This window comes from Bradyrhizobium sp. GW821-FHT13H05 (assembly GCF_058804065.1).
The window spans coordinates 82,122-105,450 of record NZ_JBXAPO010000011.1 but is presented as its reverse complement, the minus strand read 5'-3'; the positions used below and the strand labels follow the sequence as shown (position 1 = coordinate 105,450).

The window sequence follows — 23,329 nt, the reverse complement described above, 5'->3', positions numbered from 1 at the left end:
CTGGGGCACCACATAATGTCGCGTACGCTTGCTGTTGTTTTCTCCACCGCCGTCGCTGCGATTTCGATGACGTCGGCGGCGTCGGCCGGCTGCTACAATTGCTACGCACCGCCGCCGTGCCAGACCTGCTACCAGCAGCAATACGTCGCGCCGCAATACCGCACCGTCGACGAGACCGTGATGGTGTCGCCCGGCGCAACCGTCGCGCACCGCACGCCGGCGCAGTACCGCACCGTGATGGTGCCGCAGACCGTGATGGTCGCGCCCCCGGGCGTCCAGTACGAGCGCATCCCGCCGCAATACGCCACGCGCCAGCGCACCGAGATGGTTTCGCCCGGCTATTCCTATTACGCCCCGGTGCAGACGGGCTGCGCGTCCTGCGGCTACTGAGCCCAAGGCAGCAACGACGAATTCCAGGCGGCGCTCCTCACGGGGCGCCGTTTTGCTTTTGATGGCAGCAAACGAGGCCCGGAAACGGAGGCGAATCCAAACCGGGCCTCGCAACCGGCGACGCCCTGGGAGATGTCGCCAGTGTCCGGATTGCCGAGACATCCAGGTTAGGGGAACAGGCTGACGCCCGCCTGACAGATCGGGGTTTGGGGCAGGGCGCCAACTTCGCGTTGCCATGCGCCGCCGACTGCGTTAAGCGACAGCCTTTCCGGGTTTGCAGTTCCGGCTTTGGAAGGGTGGCCGAGTGGTTTAAGGCACCGGTCTTGAAAACCGGCGTGCCCGCAAGGGTACCGTGGGTTCGAATCCCACCCCTTCCGCCAGCAACTCCTGATAAGCTGCTGATTGGTCTGACAATTCTGCCAATACATTTGGCCGTTCCTAGCAGGACGTGGAGGGCGGTCCGGTTTTGGCCGGATCATAACGGCCGCCTGTGGGTAACAAGGCTAACCTTCCATAATGCGTTCGCCTAATGCGAGTGCGTAGGCATCCTGAACGCATGACGCGAATCAAGGAGATTGCGGATGGGCGTTTACTTGGTGACCTGGGATTTGAATAAACAGAAGTCGAACTACAGCCAAGCTCGACAGAATCTGATTGATCACCTGTCGCGCTACCCCCATGTCAAAGACCGGGGCCTGGACTCGGTTTGGTTTATCCAATCTGCATCAACGGCAGACACCTTGGATTCCGACATCCGGCAGCACATGGATACAGACGACAGGTTGATGGTCACCAAGCTCGTGAACGGACAGCACCAAGGCTGGCTTTCGAAAGAGATCTGGGACTGGATAAACGCGCGCATCTGATTATCGAACGTTCCATGGCGACAGCCGTACGCCTTTCCTTTCGATTGCGCGCCCCGCCTCGGCGACCGCACGACCGGCCTTCTGTGAATAGCCGGGATAAGCGAACGATTGCCTCCCCACACGCATCAAGAGTGCCATCCTGTCGCCAATCGATTCGGGGCGGAGAGGAGACTGTTCATGGCGAAGGGGAATGATCCGGAAAAGAAGCTGGCAGCCGAGGTAGCTCGGCGTAAACGCACAGTTCGGCCCTTCCCGGCCGCGCCTTTCGAGGAAGCATGCGAATTCGCATCTCAAATATTTGAATTTGGCAGCGGGCAGCCAGTTCGAAGGTTGACGCTTTTCGACCACATCAAGAAAGCGCCGGAGAGCGGTCCGAGCCGGCAGTTGATCACCAATGCTGGTCGATATGGCCTGATCAAAGGCGGCTATGCTGCAGATATTCTTGAACTGACGCCCGACGGCTTGCGCGCCGTCGACCCGGAAATCGCCATCAGAGAAAGGGCCCGCGCTCGGATCAAGCTCGCAATCGACGACATCGAGATCTTCTCGAAGCTTCATGCACGTTTCGTCGGGAAGGCTCTTCCCGCGAAAGCTGCCCTCATTGATGCCGCAAAGGAGTTCGAAGTTTCGAATGACGCGGCAGAAGAAGCGATCGACACATTCATCGTGAATCTCCGCTTCGTCGGGTTGCTCAGAACCCTTTCCGGTGCGGAGCGAATAGTGTCAGCGGATCTTGCGCTTGATGGCCTGCCTTCCACGAGCGAAACCACTCCGCGCATCATCCGAGCTCCCCAAGGGGATCAAGCAGCTCCGCGCGAGCTGATCACAACTGAGCACGCTCACTTCGAGTCGACCTGCTTCTATGTCGCACCGATTGGTGCAGCCGGGTCCGAGCAGCGGAAGCATTCCGATCTGTTCTTGGGCTCGCTCGTCGAGCCGGCACTTGAGCCTTTTGGTTTGAAGGTGATCCGAGCTGACGCTATCGATAAGCCTGGCGTAATCACGAAGCAGGTCCTGGAATATCTCGTTCGTGCGCGACTCGTCATTGCTGATTTATCGTTCCACAATCCGAATGTTTTCTATGAACTTGCTATTCGGCACATGATGAGGCTGCCCCTTGTCCAGATCGTGCGTGTCGGCGACAGCATTCCTTTCGACGTGAACCAAATGCGGACGATAATTTTTGACACCACCGACATCTACTCGCTTGTGCCAAAAATCGAAACTTATCGTGCAGAAATCGCCTCTCAGGTTCGTCGCGCGCTCGAAAATGCGGATGCGGTTGACACCCCCATCTCGACCTATTTTCCTGGGCTGAAAGCAACCCTCAACTGAACCGCCGAGGTGGTCGATTGACCACATTCTGTCGTCACGCCCGGCGACCACAACGATATCGCTACCAGCGCTAGGAAAAGATTCTCTAGGTCTGGGTTCGAACTGTCAGATGGTGGTGGATTAGAGTTCGAACTTTCGTCCCACCTTCCGCCACACTATAGGTCGGGGCTTTTCCGGGCAGGTAATTGATGAATCAGACATCCAATCCCCCCGCGCTCGACAAGCTGAAGCTCCGTATCCAGGCGTTGCGTGCCAAGACGATCGCCAATGGCTGCACCGAGGACGAGGCGCTGTCGGCCGCCGCCAAGGTCGCCGAACTGCTGGATCGCCACGATCTGTCGCTCTCCGATGTCGAGCTGCGCGCGTCGGCGTGCGAACGGAGGGTCTTTGAGACCCATCGCAAGAAGCGGATTCCCCTGGACGACTGCATCGGCGCGATTGCTCATTTCTGCGATTGTCGGGTCTGGCGCGAGAAGAATGAGGCCGGCGACAATAGCTATGTGTTCTTCGGTCTCGGCTCCGATGTCGAGGTCGCGCATTATCTGGCCGAGTTGATCGACGGCGCCGTACGCGCCGAGCTCGGCCGCTTCAAGACCTCGGTCGACTACAGCAGGTTCCGGCACCAGGAGCGGCATCTGGCCAATGCCTCCTTCGCGCTCGGGATGGTGGCGTCGATCGCGGACAGGCTGGTTGCGATCAAGGCCAGTCGCGATCAGGTCAACGAAACCACCGGCCGCGGGCTGGTGGTCCTCAAGACCTCGGTGGTCGATGCGGAATTCGACAAGCTCGACCTGAAGATGCGGACCCAGCGCAGCACCAGCCGGATGGTGTCGATGACGGCCTATGAAGCCGGCGGCGCCGCCGGCGCGTCGCTGGCCATCAATCCCGGACTTGGCGAGGCGCAGTCAAGGACCACGCCCAAAGGAAGCTGAACGCACCAGGCTTTCGATTGATGGTGGAGCCGAGGATCACGAAACGTGATCGTCGAATCCGCGAGTCCCGTGGGCGAGTGACGAGGCGCCGATCGATTTCGGAATAATGGCATTATGCCCCTGTTTTGCCCGACGAGTCAAATGGGCTTTGCTGCACGCGTAAGCCGTTGATCCGAAACGCATCCGCTACTGTGCATGGGGTTGTTTCGATCATTTTTGACGGTCGTGTCCGAAAATTTCATGAAATTATCGGGCACCGCTCGTCTTCGGCACTGCGGCCAGGCCTCACTGGTACTTCCAATAGGCCGCAGGCTGCGGAGGTTCGGGGAACTTCCGCACCTGGGCCAGTCGCGGCAGCTTCATCCCGTTGATGAGGAGAAGCTTGAGGTCGTCCATCACGGCGCGATTGGTCGCAAACACCGTGTGGTTCAATCCGAGAATCTCATCCCCGATCGCGGTCACGTCGATCGTGTCCAGGTTTGGCAGGAGAACCGGACCATTGGCGGCAACCATCCCGGCTCTCGGGAAATCGGCCAGCTCGGCCGATGCGATCAGGGCCTTGTCGGCGGATGAGGCGTACAGCGTCGCTCCGTCAACAATCTTCTGGGCCAGCGGAAGTTGAATCATGAACTTGTCGCGGGCAACGTCGGGCGCGGCCATGACGAGCTGTCGTACCCTCACGGGATTGGATCGCGCCGCCAATTGATCGAGCGCCGGCAGCACGACGCGGTTTCCCATGCTGTGGGCGATGATGTCGATGTGCTCGATTCCGCTTTCATGCAGTTTGGTCAGCAGCTCGACGAACTCGGGTTGTGCGATATCTGCGCTGTCCTGGTCGTAGCCATAATCGCGCACCTTTCCCTTCGAACTCCAGGAGAAGAGCACCGACACGCCTTGATACTGGAGATCCCAGACGATCTGCGCGTTTCGATAGAGCGCGTCCTCGAATCCGGTATTGAAGCCGTGCACGAAGATGAGGGCGCGGTTTTCTGATTGATCGGCTTGCCTTTTGATCAGGTCTCTCCAGTCGTCATACGACGTTGCTGCGAGCCGCTTGATGGAGAAATGCTTCTGTTCATCTGTCGCCGATTTGTAGTCGAAGCTCAGAAAATGCCACTCGGAGGGCAGTTCGATCTTGCCCGGTTCATGGTCTTCCGGAATGCGAACGCCGGCCACGCCGTACGTCAATAGGCCCGAGCGTGGCGCATTGGTATCAAGCGTCGACACGTTGTTCGTTATCTTGATGTTCCGGTCCGTCGCATAGAAGAACTCAACCAGCCTGGAATCCTGATTGCAGGAGCTCGGAGCCGATTCACAGGACTGCACCACCACCGGCCGTTGATACCCGCTGGAATAGCGACGATGATAGCGGGTGGAGTGTTTCGTCGTGACCTTCGAAGGCGCATTCGCTGTCTTGGCGCCATAGACGTCCGCGCTCGTCATTTCGGCGGCCAGGATCCTGCTTCCATCCTGGATGCTGAAGTTCCAGGACGAGGCGCCGTTGGCATGTCGGACGTCTGCTGCGATGATGGTTTGTTTCGAGAGGTGTCGCTCTTCTCCAATTTCGACGTCTGTCACCTGTCCCAGCCGTGCAAGGATTGCGTATTCGGGCTGATCGGCTGGCCGGTAGCCTTGAGACGTCGTGGACCTCACTTTGGCGAGGTTCGCTGTCCGGATGCCCTCGACAAACGTCGAGATGTTCTGCGCCAGCGCATTTTGATCCGGGCCCGTGGCGGCAGCAAGGAGCGCGTCCGGCTGGAAGGCGAACAGGATCAGGAACGGCAGGGACGCGATAAAATGCGAAATCTTCATGACGTGACCTCTGTCTTGCCGAAGGAAGACCGCGCTCGGCTCATTCGGCAAGGAGCTCCTCGCTGGATGGATGGCGTATGAAATAGATCACGCTAGCTGACAAAAATATTCGCGCCCGCTTCGGCGTTAAGGTGCGTGTTTTCGTGACATCACCCAAAAGTTGTGGTTAGTCTCCGCCCGCCTTCTTCGTCTTGCTTGCCCCGGGGGCTGGAATGGACACCGAAGCACTGACCGTCGCTTACGCGCGCGTGAAGGCGATCCTGGATGAAGCTGCTGGCGATAGCACTGCTGATTATGGTGGCGCTGGACGGTTTTGGGACAAGGGCGCGCAGGCGCTGGAGGCGGCCGAGATCTTCGGCATCAAGATGGTCGCGCCGGTGCCGGAGGGCCACGCCTGCTGCATTCCGCCGCATGCGCGCAGCGATGCATCCGGACTGATCAAGGGATTGCGCGGCGAAGCGCCGTTCGATGGCGGCCGGTTCCCGGCGCTACCTTGGGGCGGCCACATAGTTGCGCCTGCCGACATCGACCGCATCGCCGACTGGATCGATGCCGGCTGTCCTGACGATGCGACCAGCGTTGCGGTCGAGCTTTCGCCCGGCAAGCCGGCGAAGCCCGCGACGGTGAAGGTCAGCGAGATTGCCGAATTTGCGGTGGACGCCGATGGCTACTCGCCGGCCGCGGGCGTCGGCGAGCCGCGGCGACGCATGAACATCGACTGCATGAGCGAACCGCAGCTCGAACGCCTGCGCCGCGGCTTTCGGCAGCTCTATGCGCTCAATCGCTGGCCCGAGGACCGGCGCAGCTACAACAACCAGGCGCTGATCCATCAAAACCATTGTCAGCATGGGTGGGAGCGCTTCCTGCCGTGGCACCGTGCCTATCTCTACGAGTTCGAGCAGAACCTCCAGGATTTCGAGCCGGGGTTGATGCTGCCGTACTGGGACTTCACCATGCCGGAATACCGGCCGGAGGAGCCGGAGAAGGGCCGCATCATCCCGACCGCGATGAAGGCCTATCTCACCGAGGAGGCGGCCGAGACGCTGCTGGCCGCGCTCGATCCCGCACCGACGCCGGCTCAGAAGAAGGCGCTCCTCGCGCTCGCAAGCGACCGCGTGTACTTCACCTCGCAGCACGGCTTCTTCTGCTACGTCATCAGCAAGATCGGTTATACGGCCGTTACGCCCGATCCCAAGAACGCCAACCGACAGCGCTTCATCGATGCGCTGCTGATGTCGAACTCGCTCTGGTATCCGCTGCGCTACCCTGCCGAATATGCCGGCGGCGGCACGATCAACCAGGTCATCAACTATCACTATCCCTCGGCCGACGACATCGCCCAGATCCTGAGCCTCAACAATTTCCGCGATTTCGGCGGCGGCAGCATCTACGACGCGGCGTTCGGCTTCCTCGACCAGAACCCGCACAACACCATGCACATCTGGACCGGCGGGCAGAATCCGGATGCCGGGCAGGCGGCCTATGTCTGCAAGGATGGTCCGACCGCGACGGGAGCGACGCCGCAGCCGGGCGCTGCGACCGAGCGTGTCCGGACGCTCGCGAACCGCCGCAACGATGCTGCGCAGGTCGGCGGCCGCCGCTTCCATGCCCGCTCCGATCTCTATTCGCAGCCGGGCCTCGGCGACATGTTCAGCAATCTGACCGCGTCCTACGACCCGGTGTTCTGGCCGATCCACGTCAACATCGATCGCATCTGGTGGGAGTGGCAGAAGCTCAATCCGAATGCACTGCCGGCGGATCTGGATTCCGTGCTGTCGCCGTGGAACTACACCATCCGCGACACGCTCGATATCGCGCCGTTCGGCTACGAATACGTCCGCAGCTCGCATTTCATGCCGGTCGGTTTAGAGGCCCCGGTCAGCCGCTTCGTGTCGCAGCCGATCACGGTGCCGCAAGGAGCGCGCAATTTCAAACGCGCGGAGATCCGCCTGCATCAGGTGCCGCAATTGATGCGCTCCTGCTTCGTGCGCGCCTTCCTGAACGAGCCGGGCGCCGACGCTTCGACGCCGATCAAGGGCAATCCGCATTACGCCGGCTACATCTCGATCTTCGGACACGGCGCCTGCTACGGCGGGCCCGGCCATTGCGATGTTCCGCCACCTCAGCCGCGACGTTTCGACCTGCGCGGACGCAGCCACAACGCGCCGCGCAATCACCGGATCGACGTCACGGCCGCCGCCAAGCAGGCGTTCAAGAAGAAAGGGCCCCTGCAGATCACGCTGGTGGTGATCGGCGGTGACTACCAGGAGGAGAGGGAGCTTCTGAAGCTGGAAGGCGTGTCGATCAATTTCCTGGATTGAGCAAATTCCTGGCAAGTGTCTTGGATCGAGAAGGTGGCGGGGAAGTCATGGCGACGTATCGAATCCATCCGGGCATCGGCATTGCGCGCCTGGGCAACAGCGGCACCGAATTCTACCTTGCACCGGAGACGCCCGCGGCGCTGCCGCTCGCCTGCGACAGTTTCGGCAATCCCTTGCATGGTCCGGACGGTGTCACGCCGGTTCCGGTCAAGACGTTCAAGGACGCGCAGGGGCGCGTGAAGCGACAAGCCGCGCGCTTCCAGATCTTCGTCTATGACGATGAGTCCCCCGAAGGCCGGCCGCTGGCGCTCGGCGACGCGATAGAAGGCGGCGGCAATCACGGCGTGCTGGTCGACATCCAATGGCGCGTCTATGTCGCGAACAAGAAGGCCTCCTGGTACCCGTTCACCGAGCTCAAGGGCGAGCATGGCTATGCGCCCGGTAGCGCGCGCCGCAATGCCGACATCACCGGCCAGGACCGCGATCTCCTGATCATCGATCCCGGCCCGCGCAGCGTGAACGCGTCCACCAACCGTCGTGCGCATTTCGATCGCTCCGGCGGTCCCGGCGGCTACGCCACCACGTTTCCGCCCAAGGGACTCCAGCCGTTCGATATCGACACGCTCGGCGAGATGATGACCGACAACAAGGGCCGTCTGATCGTGCTCGGCGGCCACGGCAATTCGGGCATGGACGTCAGCGGCAGCTTTGGTCCGAAGATCGAGGACTACGCCAACACCGACGGTTGGTATGACGATATCTCCGACGGCCCGGTGATGGCGCGGCTGATCATGTATTCGAAACAGGTCGGCCAGACCCGCTATGTCGACGTCGAGTTTCCGGCCTGGGTGGTGGTCGGCTATCCGCGCTTCGCGCCGCAGATCCTCGACATGATCACGATGGACGAGGTGCTGTACGATCTCTATGTACGCGAGTTCGCCACCGACACCGGCATCTATGGCATCCTCGGCACCTACGACGACCCGCAGCAGATCCCGTTTCGCGACGAGGCGGCGCTGCGGCACTGGCAGGCCGGTCGTCTCGCGTGGAATCGCAATTACCGTCCGTGGTTCTATCGCGACATCTGGCCGATCCTGTTCCGGCCGGATGAGTTTCGCTATCTGAACGACATCCTTCAGCAATCGAACTATCCGCACGACCAGGCGCAGCGCGGCACGTTCGATCCCAACAAGCTCTCGCAGACACCGCGGCGGGCCGCGCGGCCGACGGAAACCGAGACACCGTCGGAAGCGCCGCTGCGTGATGCGAGCCAGGGCGAGGCGGTCATGGCGGTGGCGGCGGTCGCAGGTCCAGCGCACCACACCAAGGCCGACGATCCCTACGGACCGATGCGCCGCTTCCTGTTCGATCTGTTGCGTCGTGCCGGCGAGGCCAACTCGTTCCAGGTGCAGGACCGCGCGTCGTCACGGGTCCATTCGCTGCCGCTGATGCCTTTGCTGTGCGGCGACAATCCGCTGACCAACGCGACGCCGTCGAAGTTCCTTCATCTCACCGAGTACCAGCTCTTCATCCTTGGCCAATGGGCGCGCGGCTGGTTCATCAATGAGAAGGAGGAGGGCTGGCTGCCCGCCCACTACTCGCCGTTCGAGCCTTACCCGAAGACGCCGCCGAAAACCGGTCTCGAGCTCGACCGCGGCGTGCTGAGCAACGTGCTGGGCGGAGCCTTTTGTCCGGGCGCGGAGCTCGGCTGGGTGATGCGTAATCCATCGATCTACTGGGCACCGTATCGCATCAACGCCGATCGCAGCGTCTCGGATTTTCTCCAGAGCGCCGCCCAGGCCAATCAGTCTGGAGGCAGCGTGATCGCCGACCCGACCTTCAACGTGGAGTCGCCGCTCAGCCAGGACAACGATTTCGAGACCGGCCTGCAGCCGGGCGATCTCACCAAATATATGGGCCTGCCCTGGCAGTCCGATTTCAATGAATGCACCACCCAGCCGATCAACATCACCTATGCCGACTGGAATAACATCTGGCCGGACAGCGACAATGACGAGCGGTTGCGCCGTGACGAGAAGACCTGGACCACCCTTTGGTGGCCGGCGCATCGGCCGTTGCAGTCGTTCGAGATCGCCTCGATCTCGAACGGAGGCCCCAGCTACGTCTGGACCACGTGGAGCCGTGGCGTCCCGCAGACGCCGGTCGGCGACCTCAAGATGGTCACCGAGTGGGCGCGGCTCGGTTTCATCGTGCGAAATCCCTATCAGCCGGGCGCCAAGTCGGCCGACGACCTCACTTACAAGTACATCAGCGTCGAGCGAACCGCCGACCCCAAAAGCGAGGCATCATGAGCGACAATCCCTTCGTCGGACAGTGGACCTATCGCAGCCTGCTCAACGATCCCGATGTCAACACCGTCTTCAACAATCTCGAATTCGGTCGCGGCACGATCGAGATCGTCGCGGCGCCGATGCAACTCCTGGCCGGGACGATCGGCGGCCCCGGCTGGTCGCTCGCCCTGAAGGGATCGCGCGCCTACGGCTCGCCGATGCAGGTGCGCTTCCAGGGCACCGGCGTCGTCAGCGGTGAGGAATGGATCTACGATTATTGGGGCTCACTGGTGCCGGCTTGGCCCAATGGTGTCGACCAGCGCCCGGCCATCGTCGGCTCGGTGATCCGCACCATCCCGCACAGCGGCGGCTCGCCGGGCACGGTGGCACCGGCCGGCGTGGTGGCGTCGTTCTACGCCGTCCGGGCCGACTGACCTTGGCCGCGTTCGACATCATCATTGCAGGCGCAGGGCCGGCCGGCGCGGCCGCTTCCCGCGCGCTTGCGATGCGTGCGCCAGAGCTTCGGGTGGCGGTGATCGCGCCGGAAGGCCAAGGCCGAGGACTAGCAAGAGGCGAGGTGTTGTCGCCGTTGGTCCAGCCGGTATTGCGTCAGCTCGGTCTGTGGCCCGCCTTTCTGGCGCAGGACTTTGCGCCGTCGCATCGGACGCTCACCTCGTGGGACGAGGCTGGCCTGACGTCGAGCGAATTTCTGCTCGAGGCGCGCGGGCCGTCATGGCGCGTTGACCGCGCCGCGTTCGACGGCTGGATCGCCAAGGAGGCCTGCCGCGCGGCCGAGCGCGTCGATGCGAAGGTCTCGCATCTCGAACGCGAGGCGGACGGCTGGTCGGTCGCCTGCGACGACGGCAACAGCCATTCGGCCCGACTGGTCATCGATGCGACGGGCCGCGCCCGCGCGCTCGCCGATCGCCAGGGCTTTCGGGCGAAGGCCCAGGACCGCCTGATTGCGGCCTACGCCGAGGCCGTAACAGCAGGACCGGCGGCACCGGAGCTGCTTGTCGAGGCCTTTGAAGATGGTTGGTGGTACTCGATGGCGCTGGGCGAGGGCAGGCGCGCCTTTGCCTGCATGACGGATTCCGATCTCGCCCGCGGCCTCAAGCTAAACACGCCGGACGGTTGGCGTGCGACGCTGGCGAAGACGCAATTCGTCTCGGCGGTCGCAAGCAAGATCGTTCAACTCGAGCAACCACGCCTGATCCCCGCCGGCGGCCGAACCGCTGCAAATGCGACAGGCTTCCGTTTCCTTTGCGCAGGCGATGCCGCAAGCGCTTTCGATCCGATCTCCGGCCATGGCGTCGTCAAGGCGATGCGCTCGGGCGTGTTTGCCGCCTATGCCGCCAGCGACTGCCTTGTGCTCGGAGACGGCGTCTCCCTCGATCGCTACGATTCGTGGGTCGCGCGCGAAGCGGCGGTCTACGCAACGACGCTGGGCGAGCATTACGGCAGCGTTTCGCGCTGGGCCGATCGGCCGTTCTGGCGGCGCCGACATGTCTTCACGCAACTCCTTGAGCAGTCTCCTGGAACAATAGGGCGAGCACCATGATGAAGAGCTTTGCGCGAATTGGTCTTGTCATCGCCGCGCTCGGACCGGGCGTTTCCGCATTCGCGGCACCGGCGCCCCGTGCTTTCGAGCCGCCGCCGACGCTGTCCGGGCAGGGCGATGTGGTGCGACTGGAGGCCGCCGTGGCGCCCGCCGTCGGCGGCTGCCGGCCGCAAGGGTCAATCGCGCGCAGCGGCTCGATCGTCTCCGTCGTGTTGAACTTTGTGCGCGGCCGCTTCTTTATCAACAATCCCGATCCGACGGATCCGCAACCGGGCGGCCTCGATCCGGTCGAGCTGCGCTCCTATGGCGGCTGCAAATCCGGTCCCGCGATCTTCGTCAAGCCGGGCGATACACTGCGTGTCGATCTGATCAACCAGCTCACAAAAGATGATCCGAGCTGTCTGCCGAATCCTCCGGCGGGGCTCGGCTTGCCGGCCCTGGTCGGCTGCTTCAATACCACCAACCTCCATACGCACGGCCTGCACGTCTCGCCTGCCGGCAATAGCGACAACGTCCTGCTCAACATCGCGCCGCAGACCAAGTTTCCCTACGAGATCAACATCCCGAACGACCATCCGGCGGGGACGTTCTGGTATCACGCGCACCGCCACGGCTCGACAGCCGTGCAGGTCGCGAGCGGCGCCTCAGGCGTGCTGGTCGTCAAGGGCGAGCGACCCTATACGCCGCCGACACTGCAGAACCCCAAGCCGATCGCCGATATCGACACGGTGCTGCATGACGACAACGGCACGCCGCTGAAGGAGCAGCTCTTCCTGTTCCAGCAGATTGCCTATGCCTGCTTCCAGAACCAGCCGAACCAGGCGGGCGGCCCGTGGCAGCAGATCTACACCACGCAAGGGCTCTACAACGCCAACAGTCAGCCAAATGTCGCCAACGCACCGTGGACGTGCCCGCTGCCGAGCAACGGCAATCCGGTCAGTCCGGGCGTCGTCGAGAATTTCGGCCTGCAACTGGACTCCTCCACGATCTGGGACACCAATGGTCGCTTCACCAGCGTCAATGGCATCGTGCAGCCGACGCTCACCGTACCGGCCGGCGAGATCCAGCGCTGGCGCTTCGTGCATGCCGGCATCCACGACACGGTCAACATTCAGCTGGTGCGTGCGACCCCGGTTGGCGCGACGAATCTGATCGCGACTTCGGCGCTGAGCGGCAATCGTCAACAGCAGAAGGCTGATCTTCTGGCCGCCTGCAACGCCTCGCCCTCGACGCTGATCCCCCAATTCGAGATTGCGACCGATGGTCTGACCCGGACCAAAATGCGGACTGTGCACGCCTCGCAAGTCGGCGGCGTGCTTGAATCGAACTACATGCAGCCCGGCTATCGTAGCGACGTCCTCGTCGTGTTTCCTTCGGACGGCGACTACTGCCTGCTCAACCAGGCCGCACCGCGGGCCGAGCGCGTCTCCAACGGCGGCGGCGGGCAGGGCCCCTCGACGCCGCAATTGCTGGCTTACGTCCATGTGCGCGGAGGCCAGCCCGTGACCGGCGATTTGCAGGCCTATGTCGGCAAGGCGCTTTACGATGCCAATCCAACACTGCCAGACGCCGTCCGCGCCGGACTGCGTGACGGCGATTTGCGGCCGTGGGCACCGTTCGAAAACCTAGCTCCGCCGGCTGCCGGCAGCCAGGAGCAGCAGGCTGCCTTCGCGATCAATTTCCCGGCCTTCACGGTCAACAACAAGTCTTATGATCCCGACGTGGTGAACTTCACGCGCGAGGTCAACACGACGGACGACTGGCTGCTCAGCGCGCAAGGCGAGCCGCATATCTTCCATATCCACGTCAATCCGTTCCAGGTGATCGACGTCGTCACCACCAACGCCAATGGTCAGCAGATATCGATCTACAATCCCGACGGCACCTGCAAACCTGACATCGTGTATGCCGACAAGCAACAACTGGCGAACCAGTATTGCGGCATGTGGCACACGTTCCGCGACACCATCATCGTCGAGAACAACTATCAGATCCGGGTCAGGACGCGGTACGACCGTTACATCGGCGAGTACGTCCTGCATTGCCATATCCTCGATCACGAGGACGCCGGCATGATGGCCAACATCGAGATCGTTCCCGATCTCAACGCGCCGGGCGGCGGCTTGGGGATGGCGGGCATGCGTCATGCCAGGCCGACGGCCACGCCGGCAGCTATGCCGGCAGGTCACAAACATTGAGTGCGGCCAGAGCGGGAAGAGTGCACGCGATGAAGATCGGAATCCCCGTCTACGACGGCGTCGACATGCTCGACGTCGCCGGCCCGTTCGAGATGTTCGACTGGGCGAATTTCGATGTCGAAATCATCGCCGCCAAGCCGGGATTGAAACGATTTCGCGGCCGGGGATTTCCGTTCGAGGTCAAGAAGTCGTTTGCCGAATGCACTCAGTATGATGCCGTCTGGGTCCCGGGCGGCGACCCGCCCGCGCTTACCGAGATCATCAACGACCCGCACCAGACCTACTTCCATTTTCTGGTCAAGCAGGCCGCGGGGGCGAGATACATGTGCTCGGTCTGCGAGGGAGCGATGCTGCTCGCGGGCTCGGGCCTGCTCGACGGCCACTTCGCGACGACCCACTGGGCCTTCCTCGAATGCTTCCCGTTGCACTTTCCAAAGGTGAAGGTTGCCGACGGTCACCCGCGTTTCGTGCTGGATCGCAATCGCCTCACGGGAGGTGGAATTTCGGCAGGCCTCGATGAGGCCCTGATGTTGATCACGCTGCTCGGCGGCACGGAGCTGGCCCGCGAGGTCCAGCAGAACACCCAATATTATCCGGACCCGCCTGTCCGCAGCGCGATTCCGCCAACGCCGAAATGTCCGCTCATTGGCGTCAGCCCTCCGGGACCGAAGCAATAGGGTCAGATCGACCGGCGAGCGAATCGCTAACCCGTTGATATTTCTGGGTGTCAGCGCGGTGCTGGTCTACCGGCTCAATGCATGGAACTTTGTGGCGACGCCGGCGTTGTCTTGTCATGACTGAAGACCTTTCCTTCCGACGCAAACCCCTGACCCCCGAACAGCGCCAGGCGCGCGATGCGGTACGCCGGATCGAGGCCGAAAAGGCCATGCGCGATCATGAAGAGGCGCAGAAGGCGTTTTACGCCAACAAGGAGCGGCTGAGGGCCGAGCGGCTCGCGCGCGAAGCCGCGGAGGCCAAGGGCTAACCGATTTGGTTCGGTGCGCCAACCTTCAAACGATCTTCCGGCTGGCCTAGTGCCGGTTTGATACCCGCGTCGCGCCCAGCGCCAGCTTGAGCGCCTGCACGGCGCCCGCGAGGGCGCCACGGGGCGATTGTGCCTCGATCGCTTCGGCCGCGAGGCGGCAATCATGGGCGACCTTAAGCAATCCGCTTCGGGCAAGGTCCATGGTGGCGAGGGCGGCCTGCTCCAGGCAGACGCGTTCAAGCCGTCGAAACTCGCGCAGCTCTCTGTTCATGAGTCAGTTCTCGATGTCCCCTCGTTATGCGGCGCTGAGTCTACTTAACGAATAGTAAATACCCCTCTTAGCCGAGTTGGCTGGCGCAGAGCTGGCGTGAACTCACCAAGCCTGCCGCGAGCGGCAGGCTTGACGGCGTTTGCCTTCCGCCCGAAGATTCAAATGATCCTCAACTGACGTGAATTACGGAGACGTTCGCTCCCAGCAAGTCCGATCCCATCAGCGCAACGCAATGGAGCTGACCATGACCACGTTCGACAAGCGCGAGCAGGGCTTTGAGGCCAAATTCGCCCACGACGAGGAGCTCATGTTCAAGGCCACGGCCCGGACCAACAAGCTGCTCGGGCTCTGGGCCGCCGAACAGCTCGGCCTCAGCGGCGATGCCGCGGCGAGCTACGCAACGGCGCTGGTGACGGATAATCTGGAGCGCCAAACGATCGACGATGTCGTGGGCAGGGTCTCGGGCGATCTCGCCACAAGGGGTGTGTCGCGCGAGCAGGTCGCCCGGAAGTTCCAGGAATGCCTGCATCAGGCCGTGCAGCAGCTCGGGACAAAAACCTGAGCGGCACGCGGTCGGGGCTCACAGCTCCATGTAGACGATCTCGATAGGCTCGCCGCCGAGGCCGTGAGAGAATTGTCCTCTGCCCGTGCTTCTGAAGCCGTATCGCCGGTAGAAGGCTTCCGCGTTGATCGTGGCTTCCAGGCGGATCGGCCCGCTATGACCCAGGCGCGCCTGGGCGACACCGATGTCGAGCAGTCGATGGCCGAGCCCGGAGCCGGCGGCCTCGGGCAGGACGAACAATCGGGTGACCTCGCCGGGCTCGGCGTCGACGAAGCCGACCAGGACGCCGTTGCGAAGGCAGACGGTCATTCGCCCCCTGGCGATAAGCTCCTCATAGAATTGGGGTGTCCGCTCGCCCATCCAGTTCTCGATCTGCGCCGGCGTATAGCGCCCCTGCGCCAGCCCCGCGATCGAGGCTCTGGTGACGTCGAACACCGTTTCAGCATCCTCCCGGCATGCCGCCCGGAAAGACACCTCATCATCGGCGGTGAGCGGGCGGCCTTCACTCGGCATGTTTGCGCATTCCGGAATCGCTGAGCTTGTCGACATAGGCGATACCTAGCGCCGAGACGATGAAGGTGAGGTGGATCAGCACCTGCCACATCACGCCAGTCTCGGTGAAGCCGGCGCGGTTCGAGCCGAGATTGCCGGCCTCGATGAAAGTGCGCAGCAGCGCGATCGACGAGATGCCGATGATGGCCATGGCGAGCTTGATCTTCAGCACGCTCGCATTGACGTGGCCGAGCCATTCCGGCTCGTCGGGATGACCCTGGAGGTCGAGCCGCGAGACGAACGTCTCGTAGCCGCCGACGATGACCATCACGAGCAGGTTGGAGATCATCACGACGTCGATCAGCGCCAGCACGCTCATCATGATCTGCTGCTCGGTGAGATCGATCGCGTGCCAGGACAGGTGCCAGAGCTCCTTGAGGAACAGCACGATGTAGACGCATTGCGCCACGATCAAGCCAAGATAGAGCGGCAGTTGCAGCCAGCGCGAGCCGAAGATGATCATCGGCAGCAGGCCGAGTCGGGGCGAGGGCGGGCGGGCTTCGGTGGTTGGTGCGGGCTCAACCGACATTCAGGCAGCATCCTCGCGCGCAATGATCTAGACTTCATGTAACCCGACAAGATGGCTGGCGGAAGACGCGAGGTGCGCTTGCCGGCTTCCAGGGATGGTGCGGTTTCGTGCTAGCGTGGGCCGTGGCCGTCGCGCGACGGCCCGGATCGGGGGCGGGACGTGCGGAGCGGCTTTGGCAATTGGCAGGTGAGGATCGCGCTCGCCGCAGCGATGATGCTCGGCGCCGGCGAAGTGTCGGCGACGCCGCTGACGCCGTTTCGCTACGAGGCGCAGGCGCAGCGCCATTGTCCGCATGACCGGGTGGTCTGGCTGGATTTCAGCAAGGGCGTCTATTACGGCAAGGGTCAGAAGCGATACGGCCAGGGCTTTGATGGCAGCTTCGTCTGCCTGAGCGAGGCCCGCGACGGCTTCTATCGTCGCTCGCTGTTGGGCTTACGCTGATCGCGTGACGGGCGTGCCGGGACGTCGTCTATTTCTGGCCTGGCAGATTCACAGGCACGTGCGGGGAGGTGCTGATGACCCGGGGGCTTCCGTCGGGATAGGTGCGGTCGCCGCGGATCAGCGACTCCAGAACAAGAAAGAACTTCTCGGCAAGCATTTGCGTCACCTTCGTTGGTGAGGGCCTCTTGAAATGAGTCGAGGCGTCGAATGCAGAAATTCAATCAACTAAATGGGAGCACGGCAATCCAAATCGGATCGCATGCTGCATCGCGGTGTAGTTGTGGTTAGAAATAAGGAAAGTGGTGGTGGTGGTGTTCAGCCGAAGGCCAGTGCCACGAGGCTCGAGCAGAGAAGAACCAAGCCGCCGGCGGTCAACGCCAGGAAACCATCGGATACGAGGTCATGTTTGCGCATGGGACACCTGCCGCTCTCGTTTTCGATGCTCGGTCGGATCGATTAAAATTGTCCGAACGTGCCGCCTTGAAAGAGGTGATGCTTGCCGCCGCGCGAGTGCCCTCAGGCCCTCGTACGGTAACCTTCAAAAGCATGGGCCAGGAAGATCCCCGCGCTTACCAGACCCATCAGTGCCGAAACCGTCTCGATCATCGTTAAATTCCAAATCCTGCCCTTGCATCCGAGAGAACGCGTGCGGCCTTGCACAGTCAAAAGAATTCCAGTGATTGTCGCGACAATGGGGGTGGAGTGAGGATTTGGCGCAACAGAATGTCCGGGAGTGGCACAGAGCAGGGGCTCATGCTCCGTAGATCAACGGGGAGAAACGAACGCGCCGTTTACCATCCCACCGGGTTCGCTGGGGGCTCCCCATTTCCGCCGTGTTCGGGTTGCGTTATCCTTACTGCGTTCGACGCGGTGGTGGGCCGCCTCGGATTGGATGACCGGACAGCGCTTTCCCCGTAGCCAAAGCGGGTTGGGTACGCCTCCGGCGAAATGGTATTTGGGGCGAATGGGGATCCGACGGTCAGATTCGGTTTTGCGGGCCGCGCGTGGTCTTGCGGCGGCAGCAACCTGCCTTGCCCTCGCCAATTGCGCCTCCTCGAACAAATTCGCCAGCCGGGTCGATCCGAAATACGGCGTGTCCTCGAGCCCTCGGGTTGTGGCTCTTGGCGATCCGGTCCCGAAGGGCGGCGGCACTTACCGGGTCGGCAAGCCCTACGTGGTGGCGGGCCGGACCTACGTGCCGGAGGAGGACGTCAACTACCGTGCCGAGGGCATGGCGTCCTGGTACGGCGATGATTTCCACGGCCGCCTGACCGCCAATGGCGAGGTGTTCGACATGGGCTCGCTGACGGCGGCACATCCGACCCTGCCGATGCCGTCCTACGCGCGGGTAACCAACATCTCCAACGGCAAATCGCTGATCGTCCGTGTCAATGACCGGGGGCCCTATCACGGCAACCGGCTCATCGACGTCTCGAACAAAGCCGCCGAACTGCTTGAATTCAAAGGCAATGGCGTCGCCAAGGTCCGGGTCGAATATGTCGGCCGGGCGCCGCTCGAAGGCTCCGACGACCGCCAGCTGATGGCCACCTTGCGGACCGGGATCCCGGCGCCGTCGCCCTCGATGGTCCGGGTCGCCTCGGCGCGGCCCTTTGTGCCGGAGCTGCCGTCATCCAATCGCGGTGCTATCAGGGGCGAAGTCCCGATGCCGGAGGGGCGGCCCTATAGCCTCGGCAACACGTCCGCCGACGTCGCCTCGATCAATGCGACCTCTGAGATGTCGGCCTCGAGCCGCAGCCGGGGCCGGGCGCTCCAGAATGCCCGGCAGGTGTCCTATGACCAGGACGGGCGCTATGCCTCCGACAGTGCTCCCGACGCTTCTGACGGTGCCGCCGAGGCCCGCGGTATCCTGAGCGGCCGCGGCCTCTACTAAGCCTGGACAATCGGTCAGCGGCAAAACCCGTCGCTGGTAGCAGATGATCAGAACGGGATGCGCGCGCGTCCCGTAAAGGTCCAGATCTGCGTGTTGCCGCCGATGCCGCCGAGTTCGGCGCCGAAGCCGACCGTGGAGCCACCTGCGAGCCGGGCACCGATGCCGCCGGTGACCCGCGCCGACCAGCCCTGGAGCAATGGCGTTGAAGCGAGCGGCAAGGCGCCGGCGGCAACGATCGCGGCTGCGTCGTCCTGGGTGAAGTAGTAATCGGCATAGACGCCGGCATAGGGCATCAGCAGCACGCTATCGAGCCACGGGATGGGATAGGAGACCCTGCTGCCGGCCGAGGCGCGGCCGCTGGAGAAGGTGCGGGCGGCCTGCGAAGTGCCGAGCGAGTCGACATAGGCGTTCTCGCGCTCCCACAGCGCGTAGACTTTGGCCGACGGCTCGATATTGAAATTCGCCCAATTGTAGCTGCCGGTGAAGCCGGTCGCGAACATCCAGCGATTGCCGTTGAAACTGCCCTGGGCGGTGCCGGCAACGCCGTTATAGCCGATGCCGGAATAGGTCACGGCCGCGTCGTAACGCAGCGTCGGGATGATCTTCCAGCCGAGATAGGCGCCGACGGTCCAGCCGTCGCCCTTCAGCTTCCCGTTGATGTCGGTCTCGGTGTAGCTGAAGTTCTCGTAGCCGCCGACCACACCGACCAGCAGGTCGGGCCGTGCCCGATAGGTCAGGCCCGAGAGCAGGTTGATCTGCTGGCCGTAGAGCGTGGCCTGGTTCGCGCCCTGGCCGATGTTGCCGGACGAGCCCCAGCGGTCGATGCCGGTGCCGCGCACGTCGATCCAGAACAGCCAGTCCTTGCGCTCCCTGAAGCGCGCAGCCGGTGCCTTGGTCGGCGCGGCGTGATCGATCGCGGCGAAGGCATCATCGATCCGCGAGCCGCCGCGCCCACGGCCGCCGGTCCTGCCCGCATAGGCGTCGGAGCCGTGAGATGCCTGATCGGATTTGGGCTTGTCGTCGTCATCGCCGTCGGGCGTGGCGGCAAAGTTGACGCGCATGCCACCCGCGCCCGGCGTGATGTATTGCCCGCCGTCGCTGAACCCTTCGGAGATCGCGGTGTCGATCGATCCGGAGATCGCCTGCCCCGAGCTCTGCGCCACGATCTTGGTGACGTTGACCTGGAGCGCGCGCAGCTTGGCGCTGTCGGCGGGAATGTCGACCGTCTGGTTCAGGGTCGGCGAGGTCGAGGCGTCGAAGGCAGCGCTGACATTATAGGCTGCCGTGATCGTGTGGCTGCCGACGGCGAGCGTTGTCGTCGCAAAGGTGGCGACGCCGGCCGAAAGCGTCGATGTGCCGATCGGCGTCGTGCCGTCGAAGAATGTCACGGTACCCGTCGGCGTCCCGCCGGTGCTGTGCACATTGGCCGTGAACGTCACCGACTCGCCGTAGCTGCTCGGGTTCTTCGAGGAGGTGAGCGTCGTCGTCGTCGCGGCGGACAGATAAGTGAACCTGTCTGCGGCCGAGGTGGGCGACGTGCCTCCGACCGTCGTGACGGTCACGTCGACCGTGCCGGCGCCAGCGGGCGACGTCGCCGTGATCGACGTCGCCGAGTTCACCGTGAAGGTCGCCGCATTGTTGGTGCCGAATTTCACTGCGGTGGCGCCCGTGAATCCGGTCCCCGTGATCGCCACGGACGTGCCGCCGATCGCCGATCCGGAGCTTGGCGAGATCGAGGTGACGGACGGTGCGGGCGTGTAGCTGAATTGATCCGATGCCGATATGGCGGATGTTCCGCCCGGTGTGGTCACGGTGATATCGACCGTGCCGGCGCCGGTCGGCGAGGTCGCTGTGATCGAGGTCGCCGAATTGACCGTGAAGCTGGTCGCGTTGATCGTGCCGAACTTGACTGCCGTCGCGCCTGACAACGCGGTACCGGTGATGGTGACCGACGTTCCGCCCGTCGTCGAGCCCGCATTCGGGGAAACCGACGTCACTGCCGGAGTCGCGGCGTAGGTGAACTGGTCCGCGGCTGAGGTGGCCGACGTTCCGCCCGGATTCGTGACCGTGACGTCCACCGTGCTTGTGCCGGCTGGAGAGGTTGCGGTGATCGAGGTCGCGGAATTGACTGTGACGCCGGTGGCACTGGCTGCGCCGAACTTCACGGCGGTCGCGCCGGTGAAATTGGTGCCGGTGACCGTCACCGACGTGCCGCCCGCGAGCGGACCGCCCGTTGGCGAGATCGACGTCACGGTCGGTGCGGCAAAATAGGTGAACTGGTCCGCGGCCGAGGCTGCGGAGGTCCCGCCAGGGGTCGTCACCCTGACGTCCACAGTGCCGGTCCCGGCCGGCGACGTGGCTGTGATCGTTGTCGCGTTGACGACGGTGACGCCTGTCGCCGACGATCCACCAAACACCACGGCTGTCGCGCCTGTGAAATTGGTGCCGGTGATGGTCACTGACGTGCCCCCAACGCCTGGCCCCGAGGTCGGCGAAATCGAAGTGACCGTCGGCGCCGGAACATAGGTGAATTGATCGGCTGCCGATGTTGCCGAGGTCCCGCCCACGGGCGTCGTCACCCTGACGTCCACGGTGCCGGCCCCGGCCGGCGAGGTGGCTGTGATCGTTGTCGCGTTGACGACGGTGATGCCTGTCGCCGACGATCCACCGAACACCACGGCTGTCGCTCCCGTGAAGTTGGTGCCAGAGATGGTCACTGACGTGCCCCCAACGCCAGGCCCCGAGGTCGGCGAAATCGAAGTGACCGTCGGCGCCGGAACATAGGTGAATTGATCGGCCGCCGAAATTGCCGAAGTGCCGCCCACGGGCGTCGTCACCCTGACGTCCACGGTGCCGGTCCCGGCCGGCGCGGTGGCTGTGATCGTTGTCGCGTTGACGACGGTGATGCCTGTCGCAGACGATCCACCGAACACCACGGCTGTCGCTCCCGTGAAGTTGGTGCCGGTGATGGTCACGAGCGTACCGCCACCGACTGGCCCCGAGGTCGGGGAAATCGATGTGACCGTCGGTGCCGCAACATAGGTGAATTGATCGGCCCCGGAAATCGCTGAAGTGCCGCCTGCGGTCGTCACTGTGATGTCGACGTTGCCGGCGGCATGCGCCGGCGAGGTCACCGTGAGGGACGTCGAGGAACTGACGCTGACACTTGTGCCGGCGGTGCCGTCGAAGCTCGCCGCCGTCGCGCCAACGACGAAGCCCGTGCCAGTAACCGTCACCGTGGTGCCGCCGGTGGCTGGGCCGGTCGAGGGCGTGACCGAAGCGACCGTAGGCACTGGAGCATAGGTGAATTGATCAGCTGCCGAAGTCGATGACGTTCCGCTCGGCGTTGTGACTGTGACGTCGACCGTGCCGGTACCGGACGGCGAGGTTGCGGTGATCGTTGTTGCGTTGACGACTGTAACGCCCGTCGCGCTCGCCGCCCCGAATTTGACAGCGGTGGCTCCGGTGAAATTCGTCCCGGTGATGGTCACTGACGTTCCGCCCGCCAGCGGACCGCTTGCTGGCGAGATCGACGTCACCGTCGGCGGGCTGGGCAGATTGATGGTGAACACATAGGCGGTGTTCGCGATCGAACTGCCGGTGCAGCCTCCGTTGAAATCGCTGCAGCCCGGCGTGTAATAGAGCGTGATCGTGTCCGGTCCGTTACCCGTCGCGCTGTTCAGCGTGATGTCGATCTCGGCCTGGCCGGCGTTCGCGCTTTGACCGTTTTGATTCGGGTTGGTCGGATGAAACGTATAGGTCGCCTTCGCCGTCGTTGGATTGTAGTCGGCCGCTGTGAGCTGCTGGTTGCTGCCATTGGTGCCGCTCGAATTGGCGATCGGCGCGTTGTAAAACGAATCCGTCCCCGCGACGGAATAAAGGCCCCATACAACGGAGTCATCGGCAGGGGCGGAGACCGTGCCCACAGTAAAACACAGGCGGTAGGTCTGGCCGACCGAGGTGAAGTTGACCGTTACGCCGGATGTTGAGTTGGTCGTTTGATCGCAAGCCGCGTTCGCCGCGGCCATTGCGCCGAGCATCAAGACGGCCGCGATGCAGATACGTTGAGCCGCCCGCCAGACAGAGCGCAATATCCGCGAAGGCATGGCACCACCATCGCGTGCCGGGACCACCAATTCCCCGATTATGTCTGGCACGGCCACCGCAATCGCGTGACTCACCGGCCCCCCTTGGCGGCAGCTCTCACTAGAGCATCCGCCTAAATCCCTGATTGTGAAATTATTCGCGTATATTGTTGCGTGCATTTGGACGAGACGCGCTGCACAACGCAAGCGCACAAGGCCCCCAAACTGCTGGAACCAAGTCGCGGGCACCACTTTCCGGCGAACCGTTGCAAGGCTGCAACAAAAGCGTGCTTGGGTGCAATCTCGA

Annotated in this window: 20 protein-coding genes and 1 tRNA gene; 15 read left to right on the top strand and 6 right to left on the bottom strand. The window is 63.1% G+C overall.

The genetic code is table 11. The annotated features are described in order from the left end of the window. The first annotated feature begins 66 nt into the window (after positions 1–66). The 5 genes from AC1RR3_RS27840 to AC1RR3_RS27820 all read left to right on the top strand — a co-directional run bounded on the left by AC1RR3_RS27840 (position 67) and on the right by AC1RR3_RS27820 (position 3,523). The gene (locus AC1RR3_RS27840; protein WP_492826806.1) at positions 67–390 is read left to right on the top strand and encodes a hypothetical protein; all 324 of its coding nucleotides are present in this window, start codon (positions 67–69) and stop codon (positions 388–390) included. Between the two features lie 290 nt (positions 391–680). Beyond that, a tRNA-Ser gene (locus AC1RR3_RS27835) sits at positions 681–770 on the top strand. 201 nt (positions 771–971) lie between these two features. Further along, on the top strand, positions 972–1,256 hold the full coding sequence (locus tag AC1RR3_RS27830) for a hypothetical protein (protein WP_492826646.1): 285 nt from the start codon (positions 972–974) through the stop codon (positions 1,254–1,256). Positions 1,257–1,433: 177 nt separating this feature from the next. After that, positions 1,434–2,591: a hypothetical protein gene (locus AC1RR3_RS27825; RefSeq protein WP_492826644.1), complete on the top strand. Its 1,158-nt coding sequence runs from the start codon at positions 1,434–1,436 to the stop codon at positions 2,589–2,591. Positions 2,592–2,779: 188 nt separating this feature from the next. Continuing rightward, on the top strand, positions 2,780–3,523 hold the full coding sequence (locus AC1RR3_RS27820) for a DUF7168 domain-containing protein (protein WP_492826642.1): 744 nt from the start codon (positions 2,780–2,782) through the stop codon (positions 3,521–3,523). A 285-nt stretch (positions 3,524–3,808) separates the two neighbouring features. Here AC1RR3_RS27820 and AC1RR3_RS27815 read toward each other — a convergent pair whose 3' ends face one another. Further along, a complete protein-coding gene (locus AC1RR3_RS27815) occupies positions 3,809–5,335 on the bottom strand; it encodes an alpha/beta hydrolase (protein WP_492826640.1) in 1,527 nt (508 codons plus the stop codon). 212 nt (positions 5,336–5,547) lie between these two features. Here AC1RR3_RS27815 and AC1RR3_RS27810 point away from each other — a divergent pair, with 212 nt between their 5' ends. From AC1RR3_RS27810 to AC1RR3_RS27780, 7 genes are all read left to right on the top strand, one after another. Next, positions 5,548–7,656, top strand: coding sequence for a tyrosinase family protein (locus AC1RR3_RS27810; RefSeq protein WP_492826638.1), 2,109 nt, complete (start codon positions 5,548–5,550; stop codon positions 7,654–7,656). Between the two features lie 47 nt (positions 7,657–7,703). Next, a complete protein-coding gene (locus AC1RR3_RS27805; protein WP_492826636.1) occupies positions 7,704–9,968 on the top strand; it encodes a LodA/GoxA family CTQ-dependent oxidase in 2,265 nt (754 codons plus the stop codon). Then, the gene (locus AC1RR3_RS27800) at positions 9,965–10,381 is read left to right on the top strand and encodes a hypothetical protein (protein WP_492826634.1); all 417 of its coding nucleotides are present in this window, start codon (positions 9,965–9,967) and stop codon (positions 10,379–10,381) included. The genes AC1RR3_RS27805 and AC1RR3_RS27800 overlap by 4 nt, the downstream gene beginning before the upstream one ends. A gap of 2 nt (positions 10,382–10,383) precedes the next feature. Then, the gene (locus AC1RR3_RS27795) at positions 10,384–11,508 is read left to right on the top strand and encodes an NAD(P)/FAD-dependent oxidoreductase (RefSeq protein WP_492826632.1); all 1,125 of its coding nucleotides are present in this window, start codon (positions 10,384–10,386) and stop codon (positions 11,506–11,508) included. Next, on the top strand, positions 11,505–13,706 hold the full coding sequence (locus AC1RR3_RS27790) for a multicopper oxidase family protein (RefSeq protein WP_492826630.1): 2,202 nt from the start codon (positions 11,505–11,507) through the stop codon (positions 13,704–13,706). The genes AC1RR3_RS27795 and AC1RR3_RS27790 overlap by 4 nt, the downstream gene beginning before the upstream one ends. Positions 13,707–13,735: 29 nt before the next feature. Beyond that, on the top strand, positions 13,736–14,383 hold the full coding sequence (locus AC1RR3_RS27785) for a DJ-1/PfpI family protein (RefSeq protein WP_492826628.1): 648 nt from the start codon (positions 13,736–13,738) through the stop codon (positions 14,381–14,383). Positions 14,384–14,499: 116 nt separating this feature from the next. Then, the gene (locus tag AC1RR3_RS27780; RefSeq protein WP_492826626.1) at positions 14,500–14,691 is read left to right on the top strand and encodes a hypothetical protein; all 192 of its coding nucleotides are present in this window, start codon (positions 14,500–14,502) and stop codon (positions 14,689–14,691) included. A 46-nt stretch (positions 14,692–14,737) separates the two neighbouring features. Here the strand turns inward: AC1RR3_RS27780 and AC1RR3_RS27775 are convergent, their stop codons facing one another. Further along, positions 14,738–14,962 (bottom strand): hypothetical protein, encoded by a 225-nt coding sequence (locus tag AC1RR3_RS27775; protein WP_492826624.1) that lies wholly within the window; start codon positions 14,960–14,962, stop codon positions 14,738–14,740. 244 nt (positions 14,963–15,206) lie between these two features. Here AC1RR3_RS27775 and AC1RR3_RS27770 point away from each other — a divergent pair, with 244 nt between their 5' ends. Then, on the top strand, positions 15,207–15,524 hold the full coding sequence (locus tag AC1RR3_RS27770; protein WP_492826622.1) for a DUF1476 domain-containing protein: 318 nt from the start codon (positions 15,207–15,209) through the stop codon (positions 15,522–15,524). Positions 15,525–15,542: 18 nt separating this feature from the next. On the opposite strand, the gene AC1RR3_RS27765 is transcribed toward AC1RR3_RS27770, so the two are convergent. Both AC1RR3_RS27765 and AC1RR3_RS27760 read right to left on the bottom strand, forming a co-directional pair. Beyond that, positions 15,543–16,037, bottom strand: a complete 495-nt coding sequence (locus AC1RR3_RS27765) for a GNAT family N-acetyltransferase (protein WP_492826620.1) — start codon at positions 16,035–16,037, stop codon at positions 15,543–15,545. After that, positions 16,027–16,605 (bottom strand): TIGR00645 family protein, encoded by a 579-nt coding sequence (locus tag AC1RR3_RS27760; protein WP_492826618.1) that lies wholly within the window; start codon positions 16,603–16,605, stop codon positions 16,027–16,029. The genes AC1RR3_RS27765 and AC1RR3_RS27760 overlap by 11 nt, the downstream gene beginning before the upstream one ends. A 210-nt stretch (positions 16,606–16,815) precedes the next feature. On the opposite strand from AC1RR3_RS27760, the gene AC1RR3_RS27755 reads away from it, so the two are divergent. After that, positions 16,816–17,046, top strand: a complete 231-nt coding sequence (locus AC1RR3_RS27755) for a hypothetical protein (RefSeq protein ID WP_492826804.1) — start codon at positions 16,816–16,818, stop codon at positions 17,044–17,046. Positions 17,047–17,074: 28 nt separating this feature from the next. Here the strand turns inward: AC1RR3_RS27755 and AC1RR3_RS27750 are convergent, their stop codons facing one another. Further along, the gene (locus AC1RR3_RS27750) at positions 17,075–17,203 is read right to left on the bottom strand and encodes a hypothetical protein (protein WP_492826616.1); all 129 of its coding nucleotides are present in this window, start codon (positions 17,201–17,203) and stop codon (positions 17,075–17,077) included. Positions 17,204–18,010: 807 nt separating this feature from the next. Between AC1RR3_RS27750 and AC1RR3_RS27745 the strand changes: the two genes are divergently transcribed. Beyond that, positions 18,011–18,937, top strand: coding sequence for a septal ring lytic transglycosylase RlpA family protein (locus tag AC1RR3_RS27745; RefSeq protein WP_492826614.1), 927 nt, complete (start codon positions 18,011–18,013; stop codon positions 18,935–18,937). Between the two features lie 47 nt (positions 18,938–18,984). Here the strand turns inward: AC1RR3_RS27745 and AC1RR3_RS27740 are convergent, their stop codons facing one another. Next, positions 18,985–22,977 (bottom strand): IPT/TIG domain-containing protein, encoded by a 3,993-nt coding sequence (locus AC1RR3_RS27740; protein ID WP_492826612.1) that lies wholly within the window; start codon positions 22,975–22,977, stop codon positions 18,985–18,987. Between the last annotated feature and the right edge of the window lie 352 nt (positions 22,978–23,329).

Excerpts from the sequence above, each read along its gene's own strand:
- AC1RR3_RS27840 (WP_492826806.1), top strand. The coding sequence starts at position 67 with ATGACGTCGGCGGCGTCGGCCGGCTGCTACAATTGCTACGCACCGCCG.
- AC1RR3_RS27830 (WP_492826646.1), top strand. The coding sequence starts at position 972 with ATGGGCGTTTACTTGGTGACCTGGGATTTGAATAAACAGAAGTCGAAC.
- AC1RR3_RS27825 (WP_492826644.1), top strand. The coding sequence starts at position 1,434 with ATGGCGAAGGGGAATGATCCGGAAAAGAAGCTGGCAGCCGAGGTAGCT.
- AC1RR3_RS27820 (WP_492826642.1), top strand. The coding sequence starts at position 2,780 with ATGAATCAGACATCCAATCCCCCCGCGCTCGACAAGCTGAAGCTCCGT.
- AC1RR3_RS27815 (WP_492826640.1), bottom strand. The coding sequence starts at position 5,335 with ATGAAGATTTCGCATTTTATCGCGTCCCTGCCGTTCCTGATCCTGTTC.
- AC1RR3_RS27810 (WP_492826638.1), top strand. The coding sequence starts at position 5,548 with ATGGACACCGAAGCACTGACCGTCGCTTACGCGCGCGTGAAGGCGATC.
- AC1RR3_RS27805 (WP_492826636.1), top strand. The coding sequence starts at position 7,704 with ATGGCGACGTATCGAATCCATCCGGGCATCGGCATTGCGCGCCTGGGC.
- AC1RR3_RS27800 (WP_492826634.1), top strand. The coding sequence starts at position 9,965 with ATGAGCGACAATCCCTTCGTCGGACAGTGGACCTATCGCAGCCTGCTC.
- AC1RR3_RS27790 (WP_492826630.1), top strand. The coding sequence starts at position 11,505 with ATGATGAAGAGCTTTGCGCGAATTGGTCTTGTCATCGCCGCGCTCGGA.
- AC1RR3_RS27785 (WP_492826628.1), top strand. The coding sequence starts at position 13,736 with ATGAAGATCGGAATCCCCGTCTACGACGGCGTCGACATGCTCGACGTC.
- AC1RR3_RS27780 (WP_492826626.1), top strand. The coding sequence starts at position 14,500 with ATGACTGAAGACCTTTCCTTCCGACGCAAACCCCTGACCCCCGAACAG.
- AC1RR3_RS27775 (WP_492826624.1), bottom strand. The coding sequence starts at position 14,962 with ATGAACAGAGAGCTGCGCGAGTTTCGACGGCTTGAACGCGTCTGCCTG.
- AC1RR3_RS27770 (WP_492826622.1), top strand. The coding sequence starts at position 15,207 with ATGACCACGTTCGACAAGCGCGAGCAGGGCTTTGAGGCCAAATTCGCC.
- AC1RR3_RS27765 (WP_492826620.1), bottom strand. The coding sequence starts at position 16,037 with ATGCCGAGTGAAGGCCGCCCGCTCACCGCCGATGATGAGGTGTCTTTC.
- AC1RR3_RS27760 (WP_492826618.1), bottom strand. The coding sequence starts at position 16,605 with ATGTCGGTTGAGCCCGCACCAACCACCGAAGCCCGCCCGCCCTCGCCC.
- AC1RR3_RS27755 (WP_492826804.1), top strand. The coding sequence starts at position 16,816 with ATGATGCTCGGCGCCGGCGAAGTGTCGGCGACGCCGCTGACGCCGTTT.
- AC1RR3_RS27750 (WP_492826616.1), bottom strand. The coding sequence starts at position 17,203 with ATGCTTGCCGAGAAGTTCTTTCTTGTTCTGGAGTCGCTGATCCGCGGC.
- AC1RR3_RS27745 (WP_492826614.1), top strand. The coding sequence starts at position 18,011 with ATGGGGATCCGACGGTCAGATTCGGTTTTGCGGGCCGCGCGTGGTCTT.
- AC1RR3_RS27740 (WP_492826612.1), bottom strand. The coding sequence starts at position 22,977 with ATGCTCGGCGCAATGGCCGCGGCGAACGCGGCTTGCGATCAAACGACC.